This is a genomic window from Cupriavidus sp. WS (genome assembly GCF_000395345.1).
GTDB classification, from domain to species: domain Bacteria; phylum Pseudomonadota; class Gammaproteobacteria; order Burkholderiales; family Burkholderiaceae; genus Cupriavidus; species Cupriavidus basilensis_B.
The window spans coordinates 1-4,975 of the sequence record NZ_AQPL01000355.1; the positions used below are offsets into that span (position 1 = coordinate 1).

Here is a 4,975-nt window from a genome sequence, read left to right on the forward strand (position 1 = left end):
CTCGACCGCCAGCGACCACCGGGCGACCCTCAACGCCCGTGCGCAAATCCGCCGCGCCGAGCGCGAGGCCCGATCCCAAGCACAGGGAGGCGGCCATGGCTGAGATCACCTCCCAGCAGATGGCCGGCAAGCTGCTCGCGGCCGGATTCGAGCGCAACGGCCCGTCAGCCTCGGCCTTGAGCGACCCGATCGCCGACACCCCCATGGTCGTGACCCTGGATCAGTTGCGTCCCTACGACCACGATCCCAGGAAAAAACGCAACCCGGCCTACGAGGAAATCAAGGCGTCCATCCGTGAGCGCGGCCTGGACGCGGCGCCGGCCATCACTCGCCGACCAGGTGACGATCACTACATCATCCGCAACGGCGGAAATACGCGGCTGGCGATCCTGCGCGAACTATGGTCGGAGACCAAGGACGAGCGATTCTTCCGTATATCGTGCCTGTTCCGGCCTTGGCCCAGCCGCGGCGAAGTCGTCATGTTGACCGGCCACCTGGCCGAGAACGAATTGCGCGGGGGCCTCACGTTCATCGAGCGCGCCCTCGGCGTCGAGAAGGCGCGCGAGTTCTACGAGCAAGAAAGCGGCGCCACCTTGAGCCAGTCCGAGCTGGCCCGCCGCCTCGCTGCCGATGGCTTCCCGGTCCAACAGTCGCACATCAGCCGCATGAACGACGCGGTGCGCTACCTCCTGCCCGCGATCCCCACCGTGCTCTATGGCGGCCTCGGTCGCCATCAGGTCGAACGCCTGTCGGTCATGCGCAAAGCCTGCATGCTCGCGTGGGAGCGCTACGCCAAGGGCCGCTCACTGGTTCAGGACTTCGACGAGTTTTTCCAGGACGTGCTGTCGCAATTCGACGTCCAGGCCGACGAGTTCTCCGCGCAGCGCGTACAGGACGAGCTGATCGGCCAGATGGCCGAGTTGCTGGGTGTCGATTACGACGTGCTCGCCCTGGACATGACCGAATCCGAGAGCCGGCAGCGCGCCTTGGTCAGCGACCCAACACCGCCCTCGACGCCGCCTGCATTGCCGGAGCCGGGAACCATCGCGCGCCCACCTGCCAACACCGCGCCACCCACCGCAGGGGCTGCATCGGCAGCGCCGCCTGCGGGCCGACCTGCGGCAACGCCCGCGACGCACGAGAGCGACGCGGATGCCAGCCAGGCGGGTGCGGCCAGCCCTGCGGCGGGGAGCGATCTGCTTCGGGAGCACATCGTCTCGCCGGCACCGACGACCGAACGGCTCCAGTCCATCCAGCGCATGGTCGCCGACCAGTTGGGTGATGCGCTGCCGCCCGACTTCTCGGCGAGCGTCTTGCAGTCCATCCCCGTGCAGGCCGGCGGGCTCTATCCGATATCCGATGTCTGGTACATCGATCCCGGCCTGGATACACCCGAGCGCTTGCGCATCCACATCGCACAGTTCGCCCGCGAAATCGCGGGCGAGGCAGACCTGGAAGAGTTCATTGATGACCGTGCAGACGGTATCGGTTTCGCCTGCCGGGCCCGCAGCCAAAGCCCGGAGCCGCTGGGCCGTGCCGTCCTCGCGCTGTTGGCGTGCCTGGCCGGTCAGCGGCTCGCCGACGTCGGCCTGCATGACGGGCAAGTCGTCATCGACCTGCCGACGCTGCTGCACGGCCAGGGTGATGCGGCCCAGCGATTGAGCGACACCGCGCTGGTCAAGCTGTTCCGGCTGCTGCGGCTGGCCCGGCGCCTGCTCGACCTGGAAGCCGGCGCTGCGGACCTTGGAACGTGAGCGAGGAAGGCCAACATGTCCGCACCACACCCACTCAACCAGGCCGTGATCGCCCAAGCCCTTTATGACCTGCGCAATGGGCAACTGCGTCGTTGCAAACTGATGGGGTTTGGCGAGGAAGAACTGGACGCCCTCAAGCATCCCGCGCTGATTAGTGTGCTGGCCAACGCCAACGTCTCCTGGTGCTCGGTGACGGTCAACCGCGAAGTGCTCCGGCGGCTGCTCAAGCAGGCGCAGGACGTGGAGAAGGAAATCGCCACGGTCGATCGCATGCTCAGGCTGGGCGCGAGCACCGAGATGGTCAGTCGATTCTATGGCTTGACCCACCAGGAGGTGGCGCTTCGCCGCGAAATCCTCGGCCTGCCGAAGCGGAAGGGCCGCCACCCCGTGCTGGACGAGAAACAGGACACGGAGCTGTGGCGGCAATGGAAGGCCGTGACCGGCAGTAGGAATGTCGATCTCGAAGACGAAACCTCCATCCTCGACGCCTCCATGGACTTGGCCGAAGGCATGTCGCTGCCTCTGTCGGTGGTCTGGGCCTCGATCAAGAGCTGGGTCGATCAGGGACTGGGTTGAGCCATGGCCGTGGACGACACCGCACCACGCCGTGGCCCCGTCGCACTCGCGGATCTGTTCGATGCTGCCCTGAAAGACCTCGCGCCCAAGCCCAGCCCCAGTGCGCCAGCACCCATGCCTACGCCGACGCCTGCCACGTCAGGCGATGCCTTCCTCTTCAGCGGCAACCGGCACGAGACCGTGCCGCGGCGGCTGTTCCTCGACCGTCGCCTGACGCCGCTGGAGCGCAACGCCTGGCAGGTGTTCCGGCTGATGCTCAACGACGACGGCGTGACAGCCTTCCCGACGTATGAGCAGCTTCGACCCTGGCTGGCGTCGATGCCCTGCGCCGGGCAGGCCTCGCATGAAACCGTGGCCCGAGCGTTGACGCTGTTGCGCCTCACCCGATGGTTGAGCCTGGTACGGCGACGGCGTGACCCCAAGACCGGCCGCATCCTCGGCAACCTCTACGTTCTGCACGATGAACCACTGACGCCCTTCGAGGCCATGCAGCTCGACGCCGACTACCTGGCACTGGTCAGCCAGTCCCTCGGCCATTCGGCCAAGGCTGTCCAGATGGTCGGCCTGAACACCCTCAAGGAGATCGCGGAAGATCCGATGCTCTCCGGACGCACACTGCCGTCTCGGCTACAGGTCCTGGCCGAACGCCTCGCCAGCCAAGGCATCACGGCCGCCGAAAGTTATCCACAGGAGGATGCCGCCCACGATTCCGAAGAAGGAGCATCGAGCCTTCTTCGGAATGCGGACGACCCGTCTTCGGAATCCGAAGCAGGGGCGAAACCCGCGCCAGACGCCTCTCTTCGGAATCCGAAGCAGGCCCGTACAGTACGTAGTAGTCGTATTAATGAAGTACGTACTACCGCGCAGGCGCGCGCGCTGGGCGATCTGCAATGGCCCAAGCGCTTCACGGAACTGAAGGCAGAGCAGCAGACAGGTGCCAGGGTGGCATTGCAGCAGGTCGATGCCGCGCTGAGACAGGCCGTGCTGGACGACTGGGCCACACGATGCAGCAGTCATGGCATCCGCAATCCTGCGGGGTATCTGTTCGGCATCATCCAGCGCGCCATCCATGGCGAGTTCAATGCCTGGGCCAAGAAAGACGCGCCATCGGCATCCGTCCCGCCAAACGAGCGGCCACCACCAGCACCGCCACCTCAGCCGCAGGGTAAGCCAGTGCCGCCGGAAGTCGCCAAGCAGCACATCGAGCGGCTACGCAATCTGCTCGCCAGCAAGTGAGCCGGCATGCAAGGCGGTGAAGTAGATGCCCATGGCCACCAATAGAGCTATCCCCTGGGGATAGTTCCGCCGCTGGGCACAACGCCAAGCTGTCGCAGGCCTGGGATCGACCGTCTGCCGCAGCATCGGTGTTGTCCCCCCTGATCCCGGCGTGCAGCGTTCGTTGGCGCTCCATGGAGCTATCCCCTGGGGATAGCTCGCGCCGCATGCAACCGCCGCGCCCTAAACCGGGGCCCGCCGGGATTCGGATTCTTGACTGACTGCCTTCCGCTTCCTGCCGAAGCTGGCCGCTCCTTTTCCAACAACGAGCGGACACCATGGCAACCAATGAACCTCTGCAACTGAATCTCGGCTCCCTGCGCAGCGCGATGTCGCTGACCCTGCACACCCATCACGCTTCCCGCATCTGGCACGGCCGCGCCGCCGCCGAGGGGCGACCGGGCATCGTCGGCCTGAACGGCTACATCGCCCAGATGAACAAGATGCGGCGGGGCTCGGAGCAGGACGACCCGTACTCGGACTGGTGGATGCTGCGCATCGAGGACAAGCTCGACCAGACCAAGGTCACGCTGCAATCGCTGCGCGAGCAGGTGGACCAGGCGCTGGCGAGCGTGCCACCGGCGCTCAGCCTGGGCGAAAACCTCAACGTGCAGCCGGTCAAGCTCCCGCTCTTCGTCAACGCGCAGCTCGGCTTTGCCGCGGTCTATCTCCTGGCCGACTACGACGACATCGCCCGCAAGCTGATCCTCGCCCACCACACCGCGCTCATCGACCGTAGCACCTTGGAACGCTGGCTCAACGAGGGCGCGCACGCGCTGCGCAGCCTGTTCTCGCTGGCCCAGCAGTATCGCTACTCGGGCTGCACCCGCGACGATTTCGCGGCGAAGAACGCCGCTGCGCGAGTCGCGCTGGAGAAATACGGCGAACTGCCGCAGGAGGTGCTGGAGGGGACACGCCGCTCGAAGTTTGCGCCACCCGTCGTGCGCCGTGGCCTGCAACAGCGCGGCGACGGTCCTGCCACAGCGCCTCCGCCCAGCGACGAAGCCGCCACCGCAGAGCCGCCCGAAGCGTCAGCCGGCGAGGACGAGCCCGCATGAACGATCTGAACCAACCAACCCGCTACTTCCGGGGCCTGCAACAGGGTGCCTTCATGAGGCTGGAACACGCGGCCTCTCTAAAAGGCCTTTTAAAGCCTTTTAAGGGTAAAGGGGACTTCGAGGCCTGGGCCAGCCAGTGCTTCGCCATGCGCGACGAACTGATCGGTTTGGCGCAGCGACAGGTGCTGGAGCAGGCATGCGGGCACCCCTTCCACCTGCTGCCCATCGAACTGGCCCAGCAGACCACTGGCGCAGGCACCACCTTCCTCCGCTGGCGCAGGCACGACCGCTCGGCCATGGGCGTGGCCCTAT

The 4,975-nt window shown here is 66.1% G+C and carries 5 protein-coding genes and 1 pseudogene; all 6 read left to right on the forward strand.

The window, feature by feature from the left end; all coding sequences use genetic code 11:
- Positions 1–103: pseudogene (locus tag K206_RS43110) on the forward strand (type II toxin-antitoxin system HicA family toxin); the annotation flags it as partial.
- Positions 96–1,754 carry a ParB family protein gene (locus K206_RS0126175; protein WP_020205338.1) on the forward strand — a complete coding sequence of 553 codons (1,659 nt, stop codon included), beginning with the start codon at positions 96–98 and terminating at the stop codon, positions 1,752–1,754. The pseudogene K206_RS43110 and the gene K206_RS0126175, both read left to right, overlap by 8 nt.
- A gap of 15 nt (positions 1,755–1,769) precedes the next feature.
- Positions 1,770–2,330 (forward strand): DUF2857 domain-containing protein, encoded by a 561-nt coding sequence (locus K206_RS0126180; RefSeq protein ID WP_029044111.1) that lies wholly within the window; start codon positions 1,770–1,772, stop codon positions 2,328–2,330.
- Between the two features lie 3 nt (positions 2,331–2,333).
- Positions 2,334–3,566, forward strand: a complete 1,233-nt coding sequence (locus K206_RS0126185) for an STY4528 family pathogenicity island replication protein (RefSeq protein ID WP_020205340.1) — start codon at positions 2,334–2,336, stop codon at positions 3,564–3,566.
- 317 nt (positions 3,567–3,883) lie between these two features.
- Positions 3,884–4,663, forward strand: a complete 780-nt coding sequence (locus tag K206_RS0126190) for a PFL_4669 family integrating conjugative element protein (RefSeq protein WP_028690963.1) — start codon at positions 3,884–3,886, stop codon at positions 4,661–4,663.
- Positions 4,660–4,975, forward strand: a 316-nt coding sequence (locus tag K206_RS0126195) for a DUF3158 family protein (RefSeq protein ID WP_020205342.1), incomplete at its 3' end; no start/stop codon positions are given. The genes K206_RS0126190 and K206_RS0126195, both read left to right, overlap by 4 nt.

Coding starts and splice junctions, on each gene's coding strand:
- K206_RS0126175 (WP_020205338.1), top strand. CDS start 96: ATGGCTGAGATCACCTCCCAGCAGATGGCCGGCAAGCTGCTCGCGGCC.
- K206_RS0126180 (WP_029044111.1), top strand. CDS start 1,770: ATGTCCGCACCACACCCACTCAACCAGGCCGTGATCGCCCAAGCCCTT.
- K206_RS0126185 (WP_020205340.1), top strand. CDS start 2,334: ATGGCCGTGGACGACACCGCACCACGCCGTGGCCCCGTCGCACTCGCG.
- K206_RS0126190 (WP_028690963.1), top strand. CDS start 3,884: ATGGCAACCAATGAACCTCTGCAACTGAATCTCGGCTCCCTGCGCAGC.